This is a genomic window from Rubeoparvulum massiliense (assembly GCF_001049895.1).
GTDB classification, from domain to species: Bacteria; Bacillota; Bacilli; order Rubeoparvulales; family Rubeoparvulaceae; genus Rubeoparvulum; species Rubeoparvulum massiliense.
In genome coordinates this window covers 206,163-227,720 of record NZ_CVPE01000004.1, presented here as the reverse complement: position 1 = coordinate 227,720, position 21,558 = coordinate 206,163, and the positions used below count along the sequence as shown (strand labels likewise).

Genomic DNA, 21,558 nt, shown 5'->3' with positions numbered 1-21,558 from the left:
ACGGTATATTTTCCTTATTCTTGCAACTTTTTCGGTTATTTGATATCTATAATAATGATAGAGTCTGTAGAGCGTTAGGAGGAGAATCGTTGAGTTCAATACCTGATACGAAAGCGGAAGATTCGCAATCTTTGTATGATTTTGCTGAAGCTAAGTCTATCCTTGAGAAAACCATTGAAAATATGGAACATGTAATTGTTGGGAAGCGTGAGCTCCTTGAAGTCACACTGGTTGCACTTTTAGCGAAGGGACATATCCTCTTGGAGGATGTGCCTGGTGTGGGGAAGACCATGCTGGTACGTACCTTAGCCAAGTCATTGGCATGTCAATTTACAAGGATCCAGTTTACACCTGATCTGCTCCCTTCGGATATTACTGGCGTTTCTCTGTATAACCAGAAGAGTCAGGAATTCGAATTTCGTCCGGGTCCCATTGTGGGGGAGATCGTCTTAGCCGATGAGGTGAATCGTACCTCACCGAAGACACAGGCAGCGTTGCTAGAAGCCATGGAGGAAGGGAGTATTACCGTCGATGGCTCCACCTATCCATTGCCCCAGCCATTCTTTGTCATGGCGACACAGAATCCCTTGGAATATGAAGGGACATTTCCCTTGCCCGAGGCACAGCTGGATCGCTTCTTGTTCAAGCTAAAGGTAGGATATCCTCAATTGCAGGAAGAGGTGGAGATTCTTGATCGTTTACATGATCACCATCCCATTGAAGATGTTCAGCCAGTAATGACCAAAGCTCAGCTCAATCAGTTACAAGAGCAGGTTCATCAGGTATTCATGGAGCGGTCATTAAAGGAGTATTTAGTCACGATAGTAGAGAAGACACGGGAGCATCGCCAGGTTCATCTTGGTGTTAGCCCTCGTGGTTCCATCGCCCTTTATCACGCAGCTCAGGCCTTCGCTTTATTGAAGGGGAGAGCCTATGTATTGCCTGACGATATTAAGAGTCTCGTTATCCCTACATTTATTCATCGTATTATCCTTAAGCCCGAGGCAGAGATGCAGGGAATTACCGTAGAGCAGGTTCTTCATGAAATCATGAAGGCCGTTCCTGTACCGGTTATTCGAAAGTAGGGGGAGAAATAAGATGAAGAAGGGACGGAGACAACGTCCGTGGCGATTGTTTACTGGCATTATTACATTCATAGTTCTTTATATGTATGCCAACTTCCAAGGGGGCTTCGTCAGCTGGTTTCTATTCTATACCTTTGTAGCAGTGCTCATCTATGAGGTGATCATGGTAAGCGTCTTGCTACGTCATGTGGTGGTAGAACGGGAAGTGGCAGATCAGCAATTGTTCACTGGTCAAGGGAATCGGATCACATTACACATTCATACTGGGGTCATCCCGGTATTATGGCTACGTGTAATAGATCAGCTACCCCATTCGCTACGACAGGCGAAGGAGTATGAGCGGTTGATCTTTCTGGGTTGGCGTCGAAATGTAACCATCACCTATGAGGTCGTTAAACTACCCCGTGGTGAACATCGTTGGGAGGAGGTTCGCTTGGAGAGTGGGGATCTCCTAGGCTTCTGGTCACGGACCATCACCTGTAAGTCTAGCAGTGAAGTGATTGTTTTTCCCCGTGTAGAATCCATTCAATTTTGGTCCATACAGAGCAGTCATCCTCTTGGTAGTCAACAGACAAGACGCCCGCTTCAAGAGGATATGTCCAACCTCCGAGGGATCCGCGACTATGTTCATGGCGACCGCTTAAGCCGGATCGATTGGAAAGCAGTGGCACGGGTAGGCAATCTTAAGACCAAGGAATTTTCCACTTTGGAAAATCAGCGCTATCTCTTTTTATTGGATTGTGAGATGACGAATTACCGAACGGAGCAGGGATTGGAACTGTTTGAAGAAGGGGTTACATTAATCGCAAGCTTAGCTCAGTATTTGCTAAAGCAACGACAACCTACTGGGTTGATCCTCCATGGAGAAACCTCTTCCCTTCCCCAATTAGGTGAGGGCCATTTTTCTAGTATGTTGCGGGCATTGGCACGGGTGACACCGACAGCCACGCTGCCATTTTCCCGTGCTTTACAGCAGTTGACCCAGGTTCAGCGCTTGGGAGGGCTGACGATCATCGTGGTGACGACTCAGAATCATCCTGAGATCATCGAGCAATTCGCACGCTTGCGTCAATTATATGGATCGGTTGTGTGGTACCACCTCGTTGATTCACAGCAGGGTCACGCGACGATGGTTCATCATACCAGCTTGACCACCTCTTCAGGAATTCAATATTTTCCTGTTCAGCCTGGTCAGGTAGGACGTGTTTTGCAAGGGGGTGCGTGGAATGCCGTGGGCTCATGATGACTGGAGACGCTCTCTTTTGCGCTTAGGTATGGTGGTCTTGCTCTTTTTCATATTGGTGGAATGGATACGTCCGATCCTCTCCATTACAGATACAGCGACAATTCGTATTTTTCTCTACTGGATCTTAGGGATCCTCCTCTTAGAGTGGCTCTTACTCCCTTTGGTATTAAGGTATATACTGGCCCTTCTCTACTTGGCGATGCTCATCTACCAGAATTATTATACACAAGTCCCTTTCTGGCATGGAGATTGGCTAAAGGATGTCTGGGGTGATTGGAAGAATAGCTATCTCGCTTTACAGGCTGGAGAAATATTGGAGATGGCACCGGAGATCCGAACATTGCTTTTTTTAATTGGGATTGGCCTAGGTACGCAGCTCATCGCATGGCTTATCTTAAAGAAGCAGCGGGGATTTAGCTTTTTCATTGCGACGATCATCTATCTTGCCTTGCTCGACACCTGGTCAGCCTACCAGGCAAATACGGCTATCGTTCGTATATTCCTCTTAAGCTTTTTATTACTCTCTTTGATCCGCTGGTCTCAATTATGGAAGGAAGCAGGAGAGGGGACCAGAAGCTTATTTCCATTCATCCGCTGGGTATTGGCATCGGTGCTTCTGCTTACCCTTGTGATCTTACCGGCACTTGCTGCCCCTAAGTTTGCTCCCCAATGGCCTGATCCTGTTGCATGGATTAAGAGCCTTCGTGAAGAGAGTGGTACCTTGAGTGGGGTCGGGATCAAAAAGGTGGGCTATGGTGAAGATGATACACGCCTGGGAGGGCCATTTCTTCAGGACGAAACTCCAATTTTCCGTGCTTATTCCACACGCCCCTTTTATTGGCGAGGGGATGTGAAGGAGATTTACACGGGGCGGGGTTGGAAGGCAAGGGAGGGATATTACCAGCTATTTTTAGTGCCTACGCCGGAGCTTCCTACACCGGCCATCTTGAAGGAGGAAAAACTGGAGGAGAGGATCAATGCTCTCCTTCATCCTGCTCTATCCCCGGTGGTATCCGATAACACCTATTGGCGTCAGGTGCAATTTCAGTCTGTCACTTTCTATGAGCCTAAGTATGGGACCATGTTCTATGGCGGTTCTCTACTCAATGTGTATAGGGGGGAAGACGGAGAGATAGGAGACAAACTAAGGCTAGATATAACGCGGCAGAGTGTTCACTCCATGTCTGGACTGCTTGAGGAATACACGATTCTTACTGCAGTTCCGCAAATCCTAGATAAAGAGATCCGCACAGTAGAGTTAGTGCGCTCACAAGAGGTGGGCATTGAGTATTTACAATTACCAGATCAATTACCTGATCGTGTTCGGGAGCTGGCGAAGGAGATTACTGCTGGGAAAACCACACAGTATGAGAAGGTACGGGCCATTGAAAGCTACTTCCGTACAGGTCCCTTTCAATACGAGACGGCAGAAGTGGAGTATGTTCCTCCAGGCCATGATTTTGTGGACTTTTTCTTATTTGACTCACCGCAAGGGTATTGTGATCACTTCTCCACCAGTATGGTGGTACTCCTCCGAGCCAATGAGATTCCAGCGCGCTGGGTCAAGGGCTTTGCCCCTGGATTGACCACATCGACGCAGCAGGAGGGCTATACCCAGATCGTGCGCGCGCGGGATGCCCATTCCTGGGTAGAGGTCTATTTTGATGGAATCGGCTGGCTTCCCTTTGAACCAACGAAGGGCTTCGCCAACCCATTGACTGTGGTCTATGATCAGGACTGGACTTCTGCACAGACAGAGATCATGCCTCTCCCTCTTCAGAATCGTGATTTGCAGGATCGATTGATCGAGGAAGAGGTGGCTCAAGAGACCGGGACGAGCCCAATGAAAGAATCCAGTCAATGGTGGAAGGGATGGAACCTATTTTTCTTGGTACTGCTGATCGTTCTCTTGATTATACTATTCCGCTTCCGTCAACGTCTCCTGTGGTGGCTGCGTATTCAGCGGGTAGGTCACCTCGCCCATGGAAAGGCTTGGAATGTAGCGGTGGAGTATCTTCTTCGCGCTTTGTCCATTCGCTATGGGAAGCGCCAGGATGGAGAGACACTACGAGAATATGTTCAGGGGATTCGTACAACCAGGGAGCTTCAAGCTCAGCTTCAGGACTTTGTCCAGAACTATGAAGAGCAACGTTATGGAAAGACCAATGCAGATAGCTGGAGTCAAGAACGATATCTTCAATGGAAGGAGATTGTTCATCGTCTGACTGCTTGACCTGCGCTCTCTCTATTTGCTACAATTACTTCATTAAAAATCGTGTTGTGGGAGGTTCAAACCGTCTGTTTGGAAAGGCGAACCTCCTTTTTCATATGTTAGCCATTACACAACAACGAAGGGGGAGCCATGAGTGGAAGCCAATCGGGAAAATGTTATCGTACTAGATTTCGGTGGCCAGTATAATCAATTAATTGCTCGACGTATTCGGGAAATGGGTGTCTACAGTGAACTACTTCCGTATGATATCTCAGTAGAGAGGATCAAGGCATTACAGCCGAAAGGGATTATCTTTTCAGGAGGTCCTGCCAGCGTCTATGGTGAGGATGCACCACACTGTGATCCAGCCATCTACGAATTAGGGATTCCAATTCTGGGTATTTGCTACGGGATGCAATTGATGTCTCATCAGCTTCAAGGTAAGGTAGAGCCTGCAGAGAAGAGGGAGTATGGCAAAGCAGAGGTCAAAGTAAAGACCACATCACCACTCTTCCAACAATGGGACGAGCATGAAACGGTGTGGATGAGCCATAGCGATCATGTGACAGCATGTCCAGAAGGGTTTGATGTGATTGCCACGAGCCCAGCTTGTAACATCGCTGCCATGAGTCATCGTGAGCGGGGGCTCTATGCCGTTCAATTCCATCCTGAGGTGCGGCATACGGTGCATGGCAATCAGATGCTTCACAATTTCCTTTATGAGGTTTGTCAATGTGAAGGCAATTGGACCATGGAGCATTTTATTGATGAAGCCATTGCAGCGATCCGTGTACAAGTGGGAGAGAAGAAGGTACTCTGTGCACTGAGCGGTGGTGTGGATTCTTCCGTGGTGGCTGCGCTGATCCATCGTGCTATCGGTGATCAGTTGACCTGTATGTTCGTTGATCATGGATTGTTACGCAAAGGGGAAGCTGAGAGTGTAATGAAGACCTTTGGCGAGCAGTTCCAAATGAATCTTCGGAAGATCGATGCATCGCAACGCTTCCTAGCTGCCCTTGCAGGCGTATCTGACCCAGAGAAGAAACGGAAGACCATCGGGAACCTGTTTATCCGTGTTTTCGAAGAAGAAGCCTCTCAATTACAGGATATGGACTTCCTAGCCCAAGGCACATTGTATACAGATATCATCGAGAGCGGTACAAAGACCGCCCAAACCATCAAGTCCCATCATAATGTAGGTGGACTCCCTGAGGATATGGAGTTTGAATTGATTGAACCGCTCAAAACCCTATTCAAAGATGAGGTACGGGAATTGGGACTTCAATTGGGCTTACCAGGGGAGATTGTTTGGCGTCAACCTTTCCCTGGACCAGGTTTAGCCATCCGCGTGATCGGCGATGTGACAGAAGCGAAACTCTCCATCGTTCGCGAATCGGATGCCATCCTGCGTGAGGAGATTGCCAAAGCTGGCTTGAATCGCGAAATCTGGCAGTATTTCACCATCCTCACCAATATTCAGAGCGTTGGTGTCATGGGTGATATGCGTACTTATGACTATACTGTAGGTATTCGCGCTGTCACCTCCATCGATGGGATGACTGCCGATTGGGCTCGGATTCCCTACGATGTCCTAGAAATCATCTCCAATCGAATCGTGAATGAAGTTCCCCATGTCAATCGTGTTGTTTATGATGTGACTTCAAAGCCACCAGCTACCATTGAGTGGGAGTAGTTGTAGGAGAGCTAGAAACCTTTGTGTATCAAGGGTTTTTGGCTCTTTTTAATTTTTTATTGCACTTTTTGTTTTTGTTTTCTTAAATAGTCTACAGTGAATTGATTTTTTGGTGAGGAATCATCTCCTTAAAGGAGATGATTCCATATAATTTGTTAGCTACTTCAAAATTACTGTTAGGATAGAGACTTAACTAACTTGTGTCCATACATCTATACTAGCTCCAAAAAGGATTTAAATAGATTGGTTATACTTGATAATTGTAATCGCCCATCAGCTTACATATTAAAATCTATCTAATGTTATATCCATGTTTATACTTGAAGCAGCCTTGTTGCCGTCGGCTGAAGCAATTATCAAAGAAGAGGACTCTGCCTTTTCGGTTTCTCCCGCAATATATATCCCATTTGCTGTTGTTCGTCCAGCACCGTCTGTGATAATTCCTCCGTTTTTATCAAATTGACAATTTAATTGTTCAGCAAATTTATTTGGACGATAAAAACTTGGAACTACGAAGCCACCACTTCTTAGAATGTTATCACCTGATTCCAATTCAATACTTTCTAAGTTACCATTATCTCCATGTAAGTCTTCAATAACATCTGTATAAACCTTAATCTTTTTACTTTCAAATTCATTTAGTACTTTGTTGAATAGTTGATGACCATTAGTAAAAACGATTAAATCTTTTGACCAATTAAAAACCAATTTAGTCATATGAATAATGTGTTCATCATTTTCTGCAATTATAGCTAAAGGCTTGTCTCTAAGCTCCCAACCATCACAATAAGGACAGCTGAATAAACTTTTACCGTAGTATTGTCTAATCTGTGTTAAGGGAAATTCTTCTTGAATACCCGTAGCTAACAGTATTTTTTCTGTTATATAAGTTTTATTAGTTGATGACTTGATTAAAAATAAATCATTTTGATCATCTTTATTTACCTCAATAACTGTTTCATTCGAAATTGAAACAGAAGGATAAGATTTTAATTCTTTCATTGCAATATTTTTGAATTCTTGAGGTTTAATTCCCTCTCTTGTTAAAAAACCATGTGACTCCTGAGTTACACGATTTCGATTTGTTCCATTATCAAATATAGTAACCTTTCTTCGCGCTCTTCCTAAAGTTAAGGTTGCACTTAATCCGGCAGGTCCAGCACCAATTACAATACAATCAGATTTCTCCATCATTATTTTCCTCCGTATCTTTAGTATATATAATAGAGTTTTAATGTCTATAATTCGAGTAAAAGACATCATGATTTATATAGATGTCTTATTCATTTTGTTAGCCAAGTCAACTATACGTGTTTGATTCAATTCATCCAAAAGCTTTTCCTCAGCTGATTCAATCGCTTTCTGAATTAAGCAATCAGGATTGTGGTTGAGACAATAATCAAACATAGGCGTCAAACCTTCAATAGCTTTTATAACTTCGAGTAATGAAACTCCTTCCCCACCCGGTTTTAATTTATAGCCGCCATTTGCACCTGAGACAGATTCAATCATACCCGACTTTACTAACTTTGTTAGTATTTTAGATAAATATGTCGTTGAAACCTTTTGGCGCTCAGCCAATTTTGCCACACCTATATGCTCATCGGATGGATTAACAGCTAAAAAAAGCATGGTGTGGAGAGCATAGTTCGTTGCTTTTGTTAATCTCATATTACCACCTCATTAAAGACTTAATAACTCTATAATATCCATTCTGATTTTAAAGTCAAATAATAAGTTTCTTCAACGACCGGGCGGGATTGATTTCTGGTCGTTATCCAAACAGTATTTTGCTTTGAGCTTCTCAAGGATGAAAGAAAAATCAACAAATTCATTTATTTGCCGAAGCATATTATCTTTTGGGACGACGATATCGTATATCGCCAAGTATGGACTTAGATTAAGGGTCTCTTGGTTTGAAATCATTGGGCGCACCACCTACATTTTCTTAATTTGAGTATACAGGACAAGAGTCTTTTTTTTAATCGAGAAAGAACGTTAGTGGGGATTAGACAATAGTGGATTGGAGTGGAAGGCAGCAACTTGTAACCGCTAGACTATAATCAACAGATTCCGCCAAGTAGAAATAAACACTTTTCCCAAAAAATACTTCAGCTAAGTTAGAATAATAGCATTACATTATTTAGCTGGAGGACCGGAAGGTGGAAAAGTTGCGTTTGTACATTCAAATTCATCAATTAAAAGAACAAGGATTTAAAATCGCTGCCATTGCAAGGAAGTTAGAAATTTCTCGAAACACAGTGTATAAGTTCTTGGGTATGTCGTTCGAAGAGGCGACAGACTGGGTTGTTTCATTAGGGAGAAGGCGCAGGAAGCTTGATCGATACCAAGATCACATTGTCTATTGGTTAAGGTAAAATCCTGATCTATCTGCGGCCCAAATCGAAGATTGGCTTCGAGAGCAATATCCAACGATTCAAGTAGGGAGCAGTACTGTGCGCTCCTATGTCAGGGATTTAAGGGATCTCTATCATCTTTCCAAGGAAGAACTTCCTCGTATGTACAGTGCAACAGATGAGCTTCCCATGGGGCACTAAGCCCAAGTCGATTGGGGTGAAATTACCGTCAAAAACATCGAGAATAAAGAGATGAAATGATACTTTATTACCTTTGTATTATCGCATTCCCGCTATAAGTATGTAGAATGGCTTGACCGCCCTTTTACAACAAAGGATACGATTCGTTGTCATGAGAATGCATTCCAATATTTTGGTGGAATACCGAAAGAGATGGTCTACGACCAGGATCATCTCATTACAGTGAGTGAAAATGCGGGAGATATTATTTTAACCGGGGATTTTCAAGCCTATAAACAGGATCGAGACTTTCATATCTATCTGTGTCGAAAGGGGGATCCAGAAAGTAAAGGCAAAGTAGAAAATGTCGTGAAATATGTCAAACGAAACTTTGCAAGACAGCGTGTATTCCCCAACCTCGATGCATGGAATGAAAAATGTCTTGCGTGGCTAGTGAGAACTGGGAATGATCATGTGCATCATACTACAAAAAAGAGATCGGTCGAAGTGCACGCCGTGGAAAAGCAACACTTACAACCCGTCTCTACCCTGCTCTCTTTCGAGAGCAACTTTGGAGTACCAATGACCTACGTGATGTTGCCCAACATCTTACTCGCCTTCAATCTTCTGAGGATGTACAAGCACCTACGGTGCTTTCGGATACATTGAATCAATCCGCATTGAAGACAGCTGTCGCGACGAGACAAGTGGATACCTATCTTGAAATCCTAGGAGGTGTTTAATCATGGGGGATACAGTTCAGCAATTACAAGATCAATTTCGTCATCTGCGTATGGTAGAAACAGCGAAGGAACTCCCTGTAATACTACGCCAAGCTGAGCAATTTTCTTGGACTTATCTTGAGTTTTTACAAGAGCTCTTGACTTATGAATTAAAACGCCGAGAAGAGAAGAATATCGAGAAGAGACTTCATTGGGCGAAATTTCCGTACCATAAGACATTACATGAGTTTCACATCGATGAGCAACGATCGTTGAGTACGCGCCAGATCAACCAATTAAAAGAACTCCACTGGTTGGAGCAACAGTATCATTTAATTCTACTCGGTCCCCCTGGTGTCGGGAAGACACACATTGCCATTGGTCTTGGCTTGGAAGCGATTCAGAAAGGATTCCAAGCCTCCTTCGTGACAATGGGTGAGCTAATTCACCTCTTAAAAACCCAGGAGTATCTTCGGAAGTCTCAGATTCAACTCAAGAGAATCAAGGAATCGGACTTGGTCATCATTGACGACTTAATGTATATGGCCATGGACCAACGGGAAGCGAATCTATTCTTTCATCTCATCAATGATTTATATGAACGAAGCTCCTTGATATTAACCTCAAATAAGGGACCAGAGGGTTGGGGTGAACTGGTCGGAGACCAGGGGATCATGACCGCCATCCTCGATCGTTTGTTACATCGAGTTGAAGTGATTCAATTCGATGATGATAGTTACCGACTTAAACATCGATTAACCATTTTTGAAAGAGATAGTGTTCAATCTTAATTAGCAAAAAGTGTTCAAAACTACTTGACGGTTACACAACTCCCACGGGAACAGCACGAGCAAGCTGAAGGCCCCGTAGAAAAGCGCCTGCCAGGAACGGAAATCCACGGCTTCTAAGATGAAAAAGCGAGAATGGAAAACGATAAGTCGTTTCCATTCTCGCAATGATTTTCCTAAGATGACTATTTCAGTGCCCTCCAGGTTGGTACCATTTCGCTGTTTTTCGATTTTTTGCAATAAGCCGACCCAATGAAGAAACTTGAATGGAAGAAGGACTTTTCTGTATGGAGAAGAAGAAGCACTTCGTAATTTTATTTTGAATTTCTGTTGAAAAAGTTATCATGGACCTAAAATATTTTAGCGGTATATATAATGCTTATTCGGAAAATAGTGTGGAAAGAGGGCTATAAAGAACCCTCCTCCATTGCCTTAGTCGGTGTGGAAAAATCAGCACCATAGATTTCTTCGTATACCACATTAATATTAATAACCAATTATATAAATACTTTTTTTCGTATCATGATTTCTGCAATGGATAAACTAATCACCCAGCATAACCATACAGCAATTGTGTATGAAGTACCATACGAAAATTGCAAGGCATTGTGTGAAATGGCCACAATGATGTAGATGAACATATTTGCAAAAGTAAGAACGAAGCTTCTTAACATCCATGCACTATGTTTTATCACGTTTTTTCTTCTTATATTGATATAGCCTAGAATGGTTGTACCAAACCATAGTGTATTTAAAACGAGAAATCCAATGGTGCTCAACCATCCTCCTGTTGCAAAAAAAGAAACGTAAACACCAGGGATAAAGTTTAACAAAATAGACAGTACATAGACTCGACCATTCCAACGATGAAATTGGATAGATTTAATTCGTAATTTCTTGATCACACCCAAGGGGCCAGTGATTAGTGAGATAATAGCAAAAATGATATGTAATCTGATCATAAGTATCCATAATGATTCGTTGGTTAGAACTTCATCTTTTCTAGCAAGAAAGTTCTGAAAAGTGGGATCGAGCATGAAGTTTTTTGAAAATGTATGCATGACCCACATGAACGATACGATTAAAAAAATGATCCAAATGTTCTTTTTCATTTTTTATCGTTATCCTCTCCTCTAATATTTAGGAAAATAAACTGCGATTTGTCATAACAAAAACAACAGTAAAAATAAGCACAAATGTAAACCAACCGAGTGTATTAAGTTTGGCTTTATTTCGTTGTAACGCATTGTCAGGATCCTCAGCAAAAATAACTCGTTTCAAGTTATTTTGTATCATACCTATCAAGGCACCAATCAGCATAAACAGGACTAATGATAGCACCACCCATAACAAAGAAGGATAAGTGGCATATCCCATTACCATCCATCCTCCTGTAATGATTAAAAAAATTAATGCATAATGGGCAAAGCGAGTAAAGCCTACTAATGTTTTAACAGCTATTTTCAATTCATTACCTGATCGTGACAAAAGAGATTTAAACGCAAATGGAAAAGCTAGAAAACTACCAAGCAATAAAGCACCTAATACATGAGCAAATACAATAAATGAATACATAACTACAACTCCATCCTTAAGAAATACGATATCCCATTAATTTGGATGAGGGAAGCATTCCAGCCTTTGCTTCACCATACATATTGTTTCCATCTACAGAAACGATAAATTTTAATGTAAGACGCATAGGCTTCGTCACTTTCATGGACCATTTTAATTGATTCCCTTCCAGTACAGCGTTGTCCAGCGTAGCAATATCATCTCCTTGCTTAACAGTTCCCACTATACGACCATCTTCAGAATATAAATCTAATAAAACGGAAAGATCGCCAATAGGAGTGGAAATCGTAGTATCCCATTTTCCTTGGAAATTAAAGTTCTTATCAGTATCAGTTTGATTAGAGGAGCTAGAACTTGTCGTTTCCATTGGATTTTCATGTTTGCTTTCTTTAGGTACATTTCCTTCAGCTTTCCAAACTGTACCCCTGCGCTCGTACTCAAATAATTGTTCCACAGCATGTGCTATACGGGGACCTAACTCTCGCTCGACTAAATAAAGCGCAACATCAAGCCCTGAAGTAACGCCACCGCCAGTAACAAGATCGCCATCATCTACGATACGGGCATTAACTGGAATAGCGTTAGTAGCACTCAAAAGACCCATTCCCATATGATGCGTTACTGCATGGCGGCCTTCTAATAAACCATCCATTGCTAAAATGAGAGAACCGCCACAAACTGTGGAAAGTAAAATATCAGCTTTCTTCATTGCTTCTCGTAGTAGATTATTTAACTCGGTTTCAGCGGCTTTTTTTAATTTTACTGGAATGGAATCTGGACCATTATCATGAACAGAACCAGATGCCCCTGGAACAAGAATGATTCCTTTAGAGGATAAATCAATTTTGCCGCTTGCTTGGAGTTGTAATTGATTCACCCCACTTGTCACCATTCGTTCTCCTTCAGCGGAAACTAGTTTAACGATTATGTCCTCTTTTGAGTACATTCCAGCTGCAATAAATACTTCATAAGGAGCAATTACATCCAATAAATCAAATCCATCAAATAACACAATTTGAACATTCATACATATGGCCTCCGTATTTTTAAAAATTTTAATCAAACCTTCTGGCAATTAATTTGAACCCTTGCCACAAGAAGCGTTCTTTTATTTTGTAAGAAGCTTTTTCAACCTTTGATACTCAGCTTCATTAAGTTCTCCCTTGGCTAACCGATTTTCAAGAATCATGGTTATGTCCCTGTCTTTCTGATTGGAATCTTTATAGCGATAGCGAATTTCAAAGATTCGAACCGCCATAAAGCAGAAAAGTGTAAGGCAAAACAAAGCACCGAATGGAAAGAATGTTTCGAAACCCATATGTTTACCTCCCTTCGAATAGTAAATTGAGGTGAAATACTTTATTTATAGTGAACATTCGCCTATCAACTTCACAATTAAAGAATAACCTTTAAATGTCTCAAATGATTGTACAAAAAGGTCACAAAACAATCACAATTCATCACAAAATAAGTAATTTAACTCATTGTTGAAACAGTGATATACTGAAAGTAAATTTCGATGGAAGGTTCGTTTCTTAAACTAGCATCGAAAGGAAGGCAGGATTTTGTGAAGGAAAAACAGACAATTATGGTTGTAGATGATGATAAAAGCATTGTTGAACTATTAAGAGACTTCTTGGAAAATGATGGTTTCTATGTAGAAACTGCTTATAACGGCGATCAAGCACTGTCCGTACTTAAACAGGTTACAATTGATTGCATCATTCTTGACATCATGATGCCGGGACTAAATGGTTTCGAGTTCTGCCGGCAGGTACGGGAGGAAAGTAACATTCCTATCCTCTTCCTGAGCGCCCTCAGTGATGATGTAGATAAAATTCGTGGGTTGGCAATTGGAGGGGATGATTATATAGTTAAAACCGCATCTCCGGGTGAGGTTATTGCCCGAGTGAAAGCTGTATTGCGACGCTCTAGTTCCCAGAAGGGCTTTAGCGGGAAAATCTTGGATTACAATGGTCTCACTTTGGATTTATCCACAAGAGAAGTATTTGTAGAGGGAAGATATATCTCACTTACACCAAAAGAATATGAATTATTGCGACTGTTTGCCGAGCATCCGAAAATTGTTTTTACTTATGATCAATTACTTGATAAATTTTGGAATGGAATTGGCGATAAACATACTGTCCGTGTCCATATTAGCCGCCTACGTGAGAAAGTTGAGTCCGATCCAAACAAACCAAAATATATATTTAATGTTTGGGGTATAGGTTACCGTTTTAAAGGAGAATAAAATGAGATCAATTCGTATTCGTACATTATCTATACTTAGTTTGCTTTTAATCTTGATGTTGCCATGGGTATTTTACGTAACGGCCCACTTATTAACAACAAAATCACTTAGTTTCGATACGAATGAAGCTGAGAAGGAAGATTTAAATAAAATGAGCCACCTCATTGAAACAAATACAGAAAAATGGTCTGACCCCCAATGGCAAGAAAATTTAAGAGGAAAGTTACAAGCAGAGGATATGGGTGTAAAAATTTTAACCGAATCAAATCAAGAGATTTTTCAATTTTTCTCTGAGAAGGTTCGCTCATTTACGCGAGTAGAACAGTTTTCAATTATGCAAGATGGTCGCATAGTTGGAAGAGTAATGATTTTTCAGCCAAATCCAAGAGGGGTTCAGATGATTGTAGCATTTACAGGATTATTGTTAGCTTTTTTTATCATCGGTTATGTTATGAGAAGGTTTATTCTCAACCCACTTGAGAAAATGAGCTTGGCAGTCCGACAAGTCGCAGAAGGAGATTTGGACGTCCAATTACCTGAGTCCCCGATCAAAGAAATTACGGAAGTATATGGCGGAATTCAAATAATGACAGAAGGTCTTCAGGAATCCATGCAAAAACAAGTGGAATTGGAGGAAGAACGCCGATTTATCATTGCTGCAGTCGCCCACGATTTACGGACACCATTATTCGCCTTACGAGGTTATTTGGATGGTTTAGAGGAAGGAATTGCTGACTCTCCAGATAAACAAGCAAGGTATCTGTCCGTTTGTAAGGAAAAGTCATCACAATTGGCCCGTCTTGTAGAGGATCTTTTTACATTTACAAAGACGGAATATTTGGAGATGGATCTCAAGAAAAACACGGTTAATCTTCCTATTTTATTAAAGAAATCGATTGACAGCCTTAATCCACTAGCAAAGCAAAACAACATCTCTATTATCGCAAACTATTTTGAAGATGATTGTATGATCATGGGCGATTCGTATTTATTAGAGCGTGCCATAAATAATTTATTGGATAATGCTGTCAGACATACACCACATGCTGGTAAAATTTACATACAATGCTATAAGGATGGTAACAGAGTGGTTTTTACTGTTCAAGATACGGGGAAAGGTTTTTCTTCAGAAGTGATTCATCGTGTTTTTGACCCACTATATCGTGGTGAAGCATCGCGAAACCGTTCAACCGGAGGGGCCGGGTTAGGGTTGACTATTTCAAGAAGGATCGTTAGACGACACGGGGGTGACCTTGTCGTAGATAACCACTCAGAAGGTGGTGCACTGATAAAAGGTTGGATACCAGCTCACTCTTCTAGTGCTTGATAACTTATAATAAACCTTAACAAGATAAGTTCCAGTTTAAGTTAAAGTGTTTATTGCATAATAGAAATGCCTAATATTGTAGCGTAAAAATGCCGAACTAAGATGCAAAAATAGAGACACTTGCCAGCATCCCATTATCATCCTATCGTTATGTTTGTCAACAACGTAGCGAGAGGAGAAAGAAAAGGATGTTGAAAATGTCTCAACAACAATATATCAGTTTTTTACGCGAAGTAGAAGGCTGTTCGGTAAATGAAATTGCTGGGCGTGTGGGGATTCATTGGCGAACCGCAAAAAATATGCCGATCAAACAGATTGAAATGCGTCTGTGACTAAGCGAAAAAGCAGAAGTCCCGTAATGGGGCCGTTTATGGAGATCGTCGATACGTGGTTGGAGGAAGACCGCTTGCTCCCACGAAAGCAACGTCATACAGGGGTGCGTATCTTCCATCGGTTACGGGACGAACATCAATTTACAGGCGGACAACGTACGGTGCTAGCCTATGTGCAGAAGCGAAAGAGTGAATTGGAACTAGAACGTGCTAAAACGTATGAACGACTGGAACATCCGCCAGGAGAGGCTCAAGTAGACTTTACTACGATTGAGGTAAGCCAAGGACACCGAATGCTCACGTACAAACTGCTGGTGATGTCGTTCCCACATAGCAATGCCGCTTTCGTCTATCCGACACCGGCGGAAAATCAGGAATGCTCTCTGGAAGCGATGAAACAGTGCTTTGAGCAGATGGCGGTGTTCCTCAGCGTATTTGGTTCGACAATCTGTCTGCTGCCGTCGTACATATTGAGAAGCAAGGTGAGCGGCAATTAACCGAAGGCTTTCAGCGATTTTGCGCCCACTACCGATTCGAAGCTGTATTCTGCAATCCGTATAGCGGTCATGAAAAGGGTCATGTGGAGAATAAATGCGGCTACTCTAAGCGGAACTGGGCCGTCCCCATTCCCATCTATGAAAGCCATGAACAGCTTGCCACGTATTTCGCAGAGCAGGCAATGCAAGATCGTGAACGCCAGCATGATACTCAAAACTGCCGAATCGCTGATCTATGGGAGGGTGACCGCCGTGCCAAGTTAGGGAAGCTCGTTCAGCAGGCAGGATTTCCGCATATTAAGACATTTGAGGGGTATGTCTATGACCATATCTCTTTTCCGAACAGCAGTAGTCTAGAGAAAATTCAGGGATTGGAATGGTTAGAACGCAAGGAGAATTTGCTCTTAATGGGTGCCGTAGGTACGGGCAAGACGCATATGGCAATAGCATTGGGTGTGGATGCTTGTCGCCGAGGTAAAGCGACGCAGTTCTACCGAGCCTCCGATTTGGTCGCCGTGCTTCAGGAGAAATTTGTGGCGGGCACGCTTAGCCGATTTCGAGATAAGTTGAGAAAGGTTGATTTGCTCATTCTCGATGAGGTTGGTTACGTCCCGTTCAGCCAAACCGGATCTGAACTATTATTTAACGTGATAGCGGATTGCTATGAGCAACAGAGTGTGATCGTTACATCTAACTTGGAGTTCGGTCAATGGACGTCGATATTCGGCGATACCAAACTTACGTCAGCACTCGTCGATCGTCTAGTGCACCATGCTCATATTCTCTCCTTCACAGGCGAGAGCTTCCGCTTCAAACAAGCAATGGAACGAATTCCTATGTAACTTCGATGCTGGCAAGTGGATTTGGTACTTTTGGCTGCAAATCTAAGCATTTTCTACTTGCAAAACACAGATCGTCATAATATTACCCCTAAAGATTTATATATGTTAGTATTATAGCATGTTGATCATAGTAGAAACATAGTTTTAATAATCGAAAAGACGTTCAAAATATAAGCGTCTAATTGGTTAATATGTAATTGTAACATACGAGTATTTAAATATTTTGGTTGATAGTTTTCTATTGTTGGCGTATGTTCTTTTGCTAACAGCCTGTTAACACTTTAGTGTATATTACAGGGGAGTAGAAGGGACATACGTTATCCCACCTTTACAGGCTGTTAGGTATCATCTCTAGAAGTTTCAAACCATTAGAGTAAATCGTACATAAAAAACTCCTAAATATCAGCTATATCCTCTTTGCTAATGAAAATAATTTTGAATACTGGAATTGGAATCATGTTTAAAAGAATTAACAAGTATTTTTGATTAGGTGCAAATTGCACTTTTATTGCACTTTTTATTTTTTTATATACAGTTTATTCGTTTTTATATATTCCCAAAATCCTTGATATTACAGCGTTTTCGCTAATAAGCTGTATGCTTAAAATAGAGTGGGAGTAATTTGCACAGGTTATAAACCCAGAATTGTAACATTAACTAGACTAAACTAATAAGAGGATATTATGTTCAATATATGAGCATATAGCCTCTTTTTTCATACATAAGGGAAGATATCCCACATCGGGATATCTTCAGTTCTAAGAATGAGTGTTACTATTATTTTTTAGGGGAGAAGTGCTATTAGAGTTCATGATGTAATTTTGGAAAATCATATTAAGAAGTATATATAACTCGACCAAGAAGGAGTTCCCGTACTAGCAGCCATGTGATACATAAAGAATTTAGTGGATTTTATGAAACAAGTTTTAGACCTACAGCAGCGCCTAATACCATGCCTATAAAAACAAGTCTTCTCCAATCTCTTGATTCACCATAGAATAACATTCCTATAATTGCTCCGCCAGAAGCACCAATTCCTGTCCAAATTGCGTAAGCTGTACCCATAGGAAGTGTTTCCATAGGATAAGCAAGAAAAATAAAGCTCGCACCAAATCCAAGAATTAAAAGAACTAATGATTGCCAGTTACGGTCCCTGTGCAATTTATTGATCATAGCAACGCCAAACATTTCACACAAACCTGCTAAGAGTAAAGATATCCATGCCATTAATTTTCCTCTCCTTCTTGTGCCTTATCCTTTGTGACTAATTTCAAGCCGATTACTCCTACTACTAAAACGAAAATTAAAAGTATCTTTTCCGTTTTAAATGGTTCACCAAAGAATAGAATTTCAGAAAAGACTGTCCCTGCTGTACCTAATCCAACAAAAACAGCATATACAGTTCCAACAGGAAGTTTTCTTCCTGCCATAATCATTAAATATAAGCTGATGATGATAGAAATAATGGTTCCGATCCAAGTCAAAAGTTCATCAGAATATTTTAAACCAATAACCCAAAGAACTTCAAAAACAGAAGCAATGAATACCTTTATCCAGTCTTTATCCATTTGAAAACGTCTCCCAATTCATTATTTTGTAAAAAAGCAAAAAACCTGAGAGAAAACTGTAAAAACAGTTTCTCCCAGGCTTTTATCCTTCCGTGACATAGCAAAGCTATGAGTTTTCTCTCGGACCAAACCAACAAGAACGTTGAGGAACCCTAGAAAACATTTAACTTATGCAATTACCTTGAATTATATAGAGTTTTAAGTTTTAGTCAATATAAAAGATGTAATGCCATTTAATTTATCTATTCTTTTTTAATCTAGGTCTTGATAAGTGACAGAGTCTGGTTTTTTTGGCCAATTGAAACTGAATACGAAGAACAGATATGATAATGAAAGATATGAAAATCAATGCAGTGTCGAATCTAGGAGTGTAATTGATTGAAACCTTCCTCCGAATATTACACTGATCGAAGTGGATAAATATGAGAATAGCATAACAAAATACGAACATAATCATTTTTATTGATTCTAATGTTCGTATTTTATATTGACAAAAAGCATGGAAGTAGGTACAATCAGAAATGTAATTCGTCATCATAATGTATTGTCTTATGAAGCTTTTGTATATGTTTGTGGATTGGCACAAACGTCTCTACCAGGCATCCGGAAATGCCTGACTACAAAAGTGGATGTCGATCCATGATTCTCCAGGCCTGTATAAAGGAACAGCGCTCCTTTATGTTTAACGGGATCATTGGGTGGCATTCGTATTCTTTTGTAGTCTAGGTAGCTTGCTAACCTAGACTATTTTTGATCTCAGCGGTGATAGGTGTACTACCGCAAGAAAAGGACAAGATGAAGAAAAAGGGAGCGAGAAAACGGTGAAAAAGTATTTTGAGTTTGAAAAGTTTAACACCAATTACCGCCAAGAATCTGTAGCTGGCTTGACCACCTTCTTGGCTATGGCTTACATCCTATTCGTGAACCCCAACTTCTTAAGCGCAACGGGGATGGATCGGGATTCTGTCTTCGTGGCCACGGCTCTAGCTGCTGCAGCGGGTACATTGGTAATGGGCTTATGGGCTAAGTACCCAGTTGCTCTAGCTCCTGGTATGGGCTTGAATGCCTTCTTTGCCTTTACGGTTGTTCTTGGAATGGGAATTCCTTGGCAACAAGCTTTAGCTGGTGTATTTGTTTCTGGATTTGTCTTCTTTATTTTAACCTTAACCAAGGTTCGTGAAACGATTATTAATGCCATTCCAGCAGGTTTAAAGTTAGCTGCTGCTGCAGGGATTGGACTTTTCATTGCTTTTATCGGTTTTCAAAACGCTGGTCTGATTGTTGACAATCCAGCTACATTGGTTGGAATCGGTCACTTAAACGTTGATAAAGCTGTTGACCAAGCCATTGGCATGGAGCTGGCTGCAAAGCAAGAGGCTGCTAACTTAGCTTTGGTAGCTGAAACTGGTGATGCTGCCGCAGTAGCTGATCCTGTTACACTTACAGAGGATGAGCTGGCTGCAGCTACAGATGCAGCTACAACGCGTGTTCATAATACCTGGCTCTCTATTTTTGGGTTAGTCATCTCCGCACTTTTAATGATTCGTAATGTTAAGGGTGGAATCTTCTATGGTATGATTGTCACCTCTGTTGTTGGGATGATCTTCGGTTTGATTCAAGCACCTACATCTGTATCGGACTTTGTTCAACCGATTCCAAGTATCGCTCCAACCTTTGGTGTGATCTTTGACCCGATGTTTAGTGCAGAATTCTGGTCATCTAGTACCATGTGGATGGTTATTTTCACCTTCTTATTTGTGGACTTCTTCGACACTGCTGGAACATTGATGGGGGTTGCAAGTCAAGCAGGCTTGTTAGTAGATAATAAGCTACCTCGTGCTGGTAAGGCATTAGCTGCTGACTCCATCGCTACCATGGTGGGTGCACTCTTTGGTACTTCCACTACCACTTCCTATGTAGAGTCTTCTGCAGGGGTTGCAGCAGGTGGACGGACAGGCTTTGCTTCTGTTGTTACAGCAGGACTTTTCTTACTTGCTCTTTTCTTCTCTCCAATGCTAAATATGATTACCGCTGCTGTTACAGCACCAGCCTTAATTCTTGTTGGTGTATTGATGGCAAGCAATCTAGGAAAAGTTGCTTGGAGTCAATTGGAGGAAGCTGTTCCTGCCTTCTTAACCATCATCCTCATGCCATTAACCTATAGTATTGCAACAGGTATCGCTTGCGGCTTTATCGTTTATCCATTAACCATGATCTTCCGTGGTAAAGCGAAAGAAGTCCATCCCATTATGTATGGCCTGTTTATCATCTTTATTCTCTACTTTACCTTCCTTGGTAACTAAGAGAGGCTATCGTACAAGTCAATTATTGAACCAAGTATAATATAAAAAAACAGGGGCTGCCCAAAAGTTCATTTTCAATGACCTTGAGGGCAGCCCCTGTTTTGTATTATTGGCTCAATTTATACAACATATATTGATTCAAACTAACACCTTCAAGTTCAGCTTCAATGGCTAACTTTCTATGAAGTGACTTTGGCATTCTTAAATTAATTTTTCCACTATAATCTTCTTTTGGTTCTAGGATTATCATTCCAGTATCAATCTTTGCCTCTAAATATCCCAGCTTTGCTTCCTCAATATTTTGAAGTAGTTCTTCGAGTGTATCTCCGTTGGATTGACATCCATCTAGTTCTAGGTAGGTTCCATAATAATATTCTCCAGATTCATCATTCATTCGTTTAATTAATAGCGTATAGGGTAAAGATAGATAGTAATTTAGGTCTTTATTTTCCATGTGTGTTAGGCAAGGGTGTCTTATTGGGTCGGTTCCTCATCTTATCGATGAGTTTTTCAACCCCTGCCATGCTTTCACTCCTTTCTCAAAAATAGTACCATATACAGTACTATAAATTCAATG

21 protein-coding genes, 2 pseudogenes and 2 riboswitches are annotated in these 21,558 nt (G+C 41.3%); of the genes and pseudogenes, 12 read left to right on the top strand and 11 right to left on the bottom strand.

Annotated elements, in window-relative coordinates; translation table 11 throughout:
* Window positions 1-131 precede the first annotated feature (131 nt).
* The 4 genes from BN1691_RS03680 (at window position 132) to guaA (ending at window position 6,236) form a co-directional block, all read left to right on the top strand.
* Window positions 132-1,085, top strand: coding sequence for an AAA family ATPase (locus BN1691_RS03680; RefSeq protein WP_261795542.1), 954 nt, complete (start codon window positions 132-134; stop codon window positions 1,083-1,085).
* A 13-nt stretch (window positions 1,086-1,098) separates the two neighbouring features.
* A complete protein-coding gene (locus BN1691_RS03675) occupies window positions 1,099-2,328 on the top strand; it encodes a DUF58 domain-containing protein (RefSeq protein ID WP_048600878.1) in 1,230 nt (409 codons plus the stop codon).
* On the top strand, window positions 2,312-4,564 hold the full coding sequence (locus tag BN1691_RS03670) for a transglutaminase TgpA family protein (RefSeq protein ID WP_048600877.1): 2,253 nt from the start codon (window positions 2,312-2,314) through the stop codon (window positions 4,562-4,564). The genes BN1691_RS03675 and BN1691_RS03670 overlap by 17 nt, the downstream gene beginning before the upstream one ends.
* Before the next feature lie 133 nt (window positions 4,565-4,697).
* On the top strand, window positions 4,698-6,236 hold the full coding sequence (guaA, locus tag BN1691_RS03665; protein ID WP_048600876.1) for a glutamine-hydrolyzing GMP synthase: 1,539 nt from the start codon (window positions 4,698-4,700) through the stop codon (window positions 6,234-6,236).
* A gap of 56 nt (window positions 6,237-6,292) precedes the next feature.
* Here the strand turns inward: guaA and BN1691_RS14360 are convergent.
* The 4 genes and pseudogenes from BN1691_RS14360 to BN1691_RS03650 all read right to left on the bottom strand — a co-directional run.
* Window positions 6,293-6,423, bottom strand: a pseudogene (locus tag BN1691_RS14360) (site-specific integrase); the annotation flags it as partial.
* Between the two features lie 98 nt (window positions 6,424-6,521).
* On the bottom strand, window positions 6,522-7,427 hold the full coding sequence (locus BN1691_RS03660) for an NAD(P)/FAD-dependent oxidoreductase (RefSeq protein ID WP_048601184.1): 906 nt from the start codon (window positions 7,425-7,427) through the stop codon (window positions 6,522-6,524).
* Window positions 7,428-7,502: 75 nt separating this feature from the next.
* On the bottom strand, window positions 7,503-7,907 hold the full coding sequence (locus BN1691_RS03655) for an Rrf2 family transcriptional regulator (RefSeq protein WP_048600875.1): 405 nt from the start codon (window positions 7,905-7,907) through the stop codon (window positions 7,503-7,505).
* A 75-nt stretch (window positions 7,908-7,982) separates the two neighbouring features.
* Window positions 7,983-8,162, bottom strand: a pseudogene (locus BN1691_RS03650) (IS5/IS1182 family transposase); the annotation flags it as partial.
* 236 nt (window positions 8,163-8,398) lie between these two features.
* Here BN1691_RS03650 and BN1691_RS14610 point away from each other — a divergent pair.
* Window positions 8,399-8,614: a helix-turn-helix domain-containing protein gene (locus tag BN1691_RS14610; RefSeq protein ID WP_053083697.1), complete on the top strand. Its 216-nt coding sequence runs from the start codon at window positions 8,399-8,401 to the stop codon at window positions 8,612-8,614.
* A gap of 904 nt (window positions 8,615-9,518) precedes the next feature.
* Entirely contained in the window at window positions 9,519-10,286 is a 768-nt protein-coding gene (gene istB, locus BN1691_RS03640) for an IS21-like element helper ATPase IstB (protein ID WP_048600874.1), read from the top strand.
* Between the two features lie 494 nt (window positions 10,287-10,780).
* Here istB (BN1691_RS03640) and BN1691_RS03635 read toward each other — a convergent pair whose 3' ends face one another.
* The 4 genes from BN1691_RS03635 to BN1691_RS03620 all read right to left on the bottom strand — a co-directional run bounded on the left by BN1691_RS03635 (window position 10,781) and on the right by BN1691_RS03620 (window position 13,176).
* Window positions 10,781-11,395 (bottom strand): DUF2306 domain-containing protein, encoded by a 615-nt coding sequence (locus BN1691_RS03635; protein WP_048600873.1) that lies wholly within the window; start codon window positions 11,393-11,395, stop codon window positions 10,781-10,783.
* A 28-nt stretch (window positions 11,396-11,423) separates the two neighbouring features.
* Window positions 11,424-11,858 carry a DUF2269 family protein gene (locus tag BN1691_RS03630; RefSeq protein ID WP_048600872.1) on the bottom strand — a complete coding sequence of 145 codons (435 nt, stop codon included), beginning with the start codon at window positions 11,856-11,858 and terminating at the stop codon, window positions 11,424-11,426.
* A gap of 16 nt (window positions 11,859-11,874) precedes the next feature.
* Window positions 11,875-12,885: a DJ-1/PfpI family protein gene (locus BN1691_RS03625; RefSeq protein WP_048600871.1), complete on the bottom strand. Its 1,011-nt coding sequence runs from the start codon at window positions 12,883-12,885 to the stop codon at window positions 11,875-11,877.
* Between the two features lie 81 nt (window positions 12,886-12,966).
* Window positions 12,967-13,176 (bottom strand): SHOCT domain-containing protein, encoded by a 210-nt coding sequence (locus BN1691_RS03620; RefSeq protein ID WP_048600870.1) that lies wholly within the window; start codon window positions 13,174-13,176, stop codon window positions 12,967-12,969.
* A 249-nt stretch (window positions 13,177-13,425) separates the two neighbouring features.
* Between BN1691_RS03620 and BN1691_RS03615 the strand changes: the two genes are divergently transcribed.
* The 5 genes from BN1691_RS03615 (at window position 13,426) to istB (BN1691_RS03600) (ending at window position 17,110) form a co-directional block, all read left to right on the top strand.
* Entirely contained in the window at window positions 13,426-14,112 is a 687-nt protein-coding gene (locus BN1691_RS03615; RefSeq protein ID WP_048600869.1) for a response regulator transcription factor, read from the top strand.
* A gap of 1 nt (window position 14,113) precedes the next feature.
* A complete protein-coding gene (locus BN1691_RS03610) occupies window positions 14,114-15,439 on the top strand; it encodes a sensor histidine kinase (protein ID WP_048600868.1) in 1,326 nt (441 codons plus the stop codon).
* Window positions 15,440-15,636: 197 nt separating this feature from the next.
* Window positions 15,637-15,771, top strand: coding sequence for a hypothetical protein (locus BN1691_RS14825; protein WP_261795534.1), 135 nt, complete (start codon window positions 15,637-15,639; stop codon window positions 15,769-15,771).
* Between the two features lie 38 nt (window positions 15,772-15,809).
* Window positions 15,810-16,268, top strand: a complete 459-nt coding sequence (locus BN1691_RS14045) for a hypothetical protein (protein WP_076850092.1) — start codon at window positions 15,810-15,812, stop codon at window positions 16,266-16,268.
* Window positions 16,269-16,351: 83 nt separating this feature from the next.
* Complete coding sequence (gene istB / locus BN1691_RS03600; RefSeq protein ID WP_147545613.1) at window positions 16,352-17,110, top strand: IS21-like element helper ATPase IstB; 759 nt, start codon at window positions 16,352-16,354, stop codon at window positions 17,108-17,110.
* A gap of 912 nt (window positions 17,111-18,022) precedes the next feature.
* Here the strand turns inward: istB (BN1691_RS03600) and BN1691_RS03595 are convergent.
* Window positions 18,023-18,337, bottom strand: coding sequence for a DMT family transporter (locus BN1691_RS03595; protein WP_048600867.1), 315 nt, complete (start codon window positions 18,335-18,337; stop codon window positions 18,023-18,025).
* On the bottom strand, window positions 18,337-18,678 hold the full coding sequence (locus BN1691_RS03590; RefSeq protein WP_048600866.1) for a DMT family transporter: 342 nt from the start codon (window positions 18,676-18,678) through the stop codon (window positions 18,337-18,339). Before BN1691_RS03590 ends, BN1691_RS03595 begins: the two co-directional genes overlap by 1 nt.
* A 69-nt stretch (window positions 18,679-18,747) precedes the next feature.
* Window positions 18,748-18,845, bottom strand: a riboswitch (guanidine-I (ykkC/yxkD leader).
* Window positions 18,846-19,218: 373 nt separating this feature from the next.
* Window positions 19,219-19,318, top strand: a riboswitch (purine riboswitch).
* Between the two features lie 181 nt (window positions 19,319-19,499).
* Here BN1691_RS03590 and BN1691_RS03585 point away from each other — a divergent pair.
* Entirely contained in the window at window positions 19,500-20,981 is a 1,482-nt protein-coding gene (locus tag BN1691_RS03585) for an NCS2 family permease (protein ID WP_048600865.1), read from the top strand.
* 106 nt (window positions 20,982-21,087) lie between these two features.
* On the opposite strand, the gene BN1691_RS03580 is transcribed toward BN1691_RS03585, so the two are convergent.
* Window positions 21,088-21,375 (bottom strand): type II toxin-antitoxin system HicB family antitoxin, encoded by a 288-nt coding sequence (locus BN1691_RS03580; protein WP_315969533.1) that lies wholly within the window; start codon window positions 21,373-21,375, stop codon window positions 21,088-21,090.
* Between the last annotated feature and the right edge of the window lie 183 nt (window positions 21,376-21,558).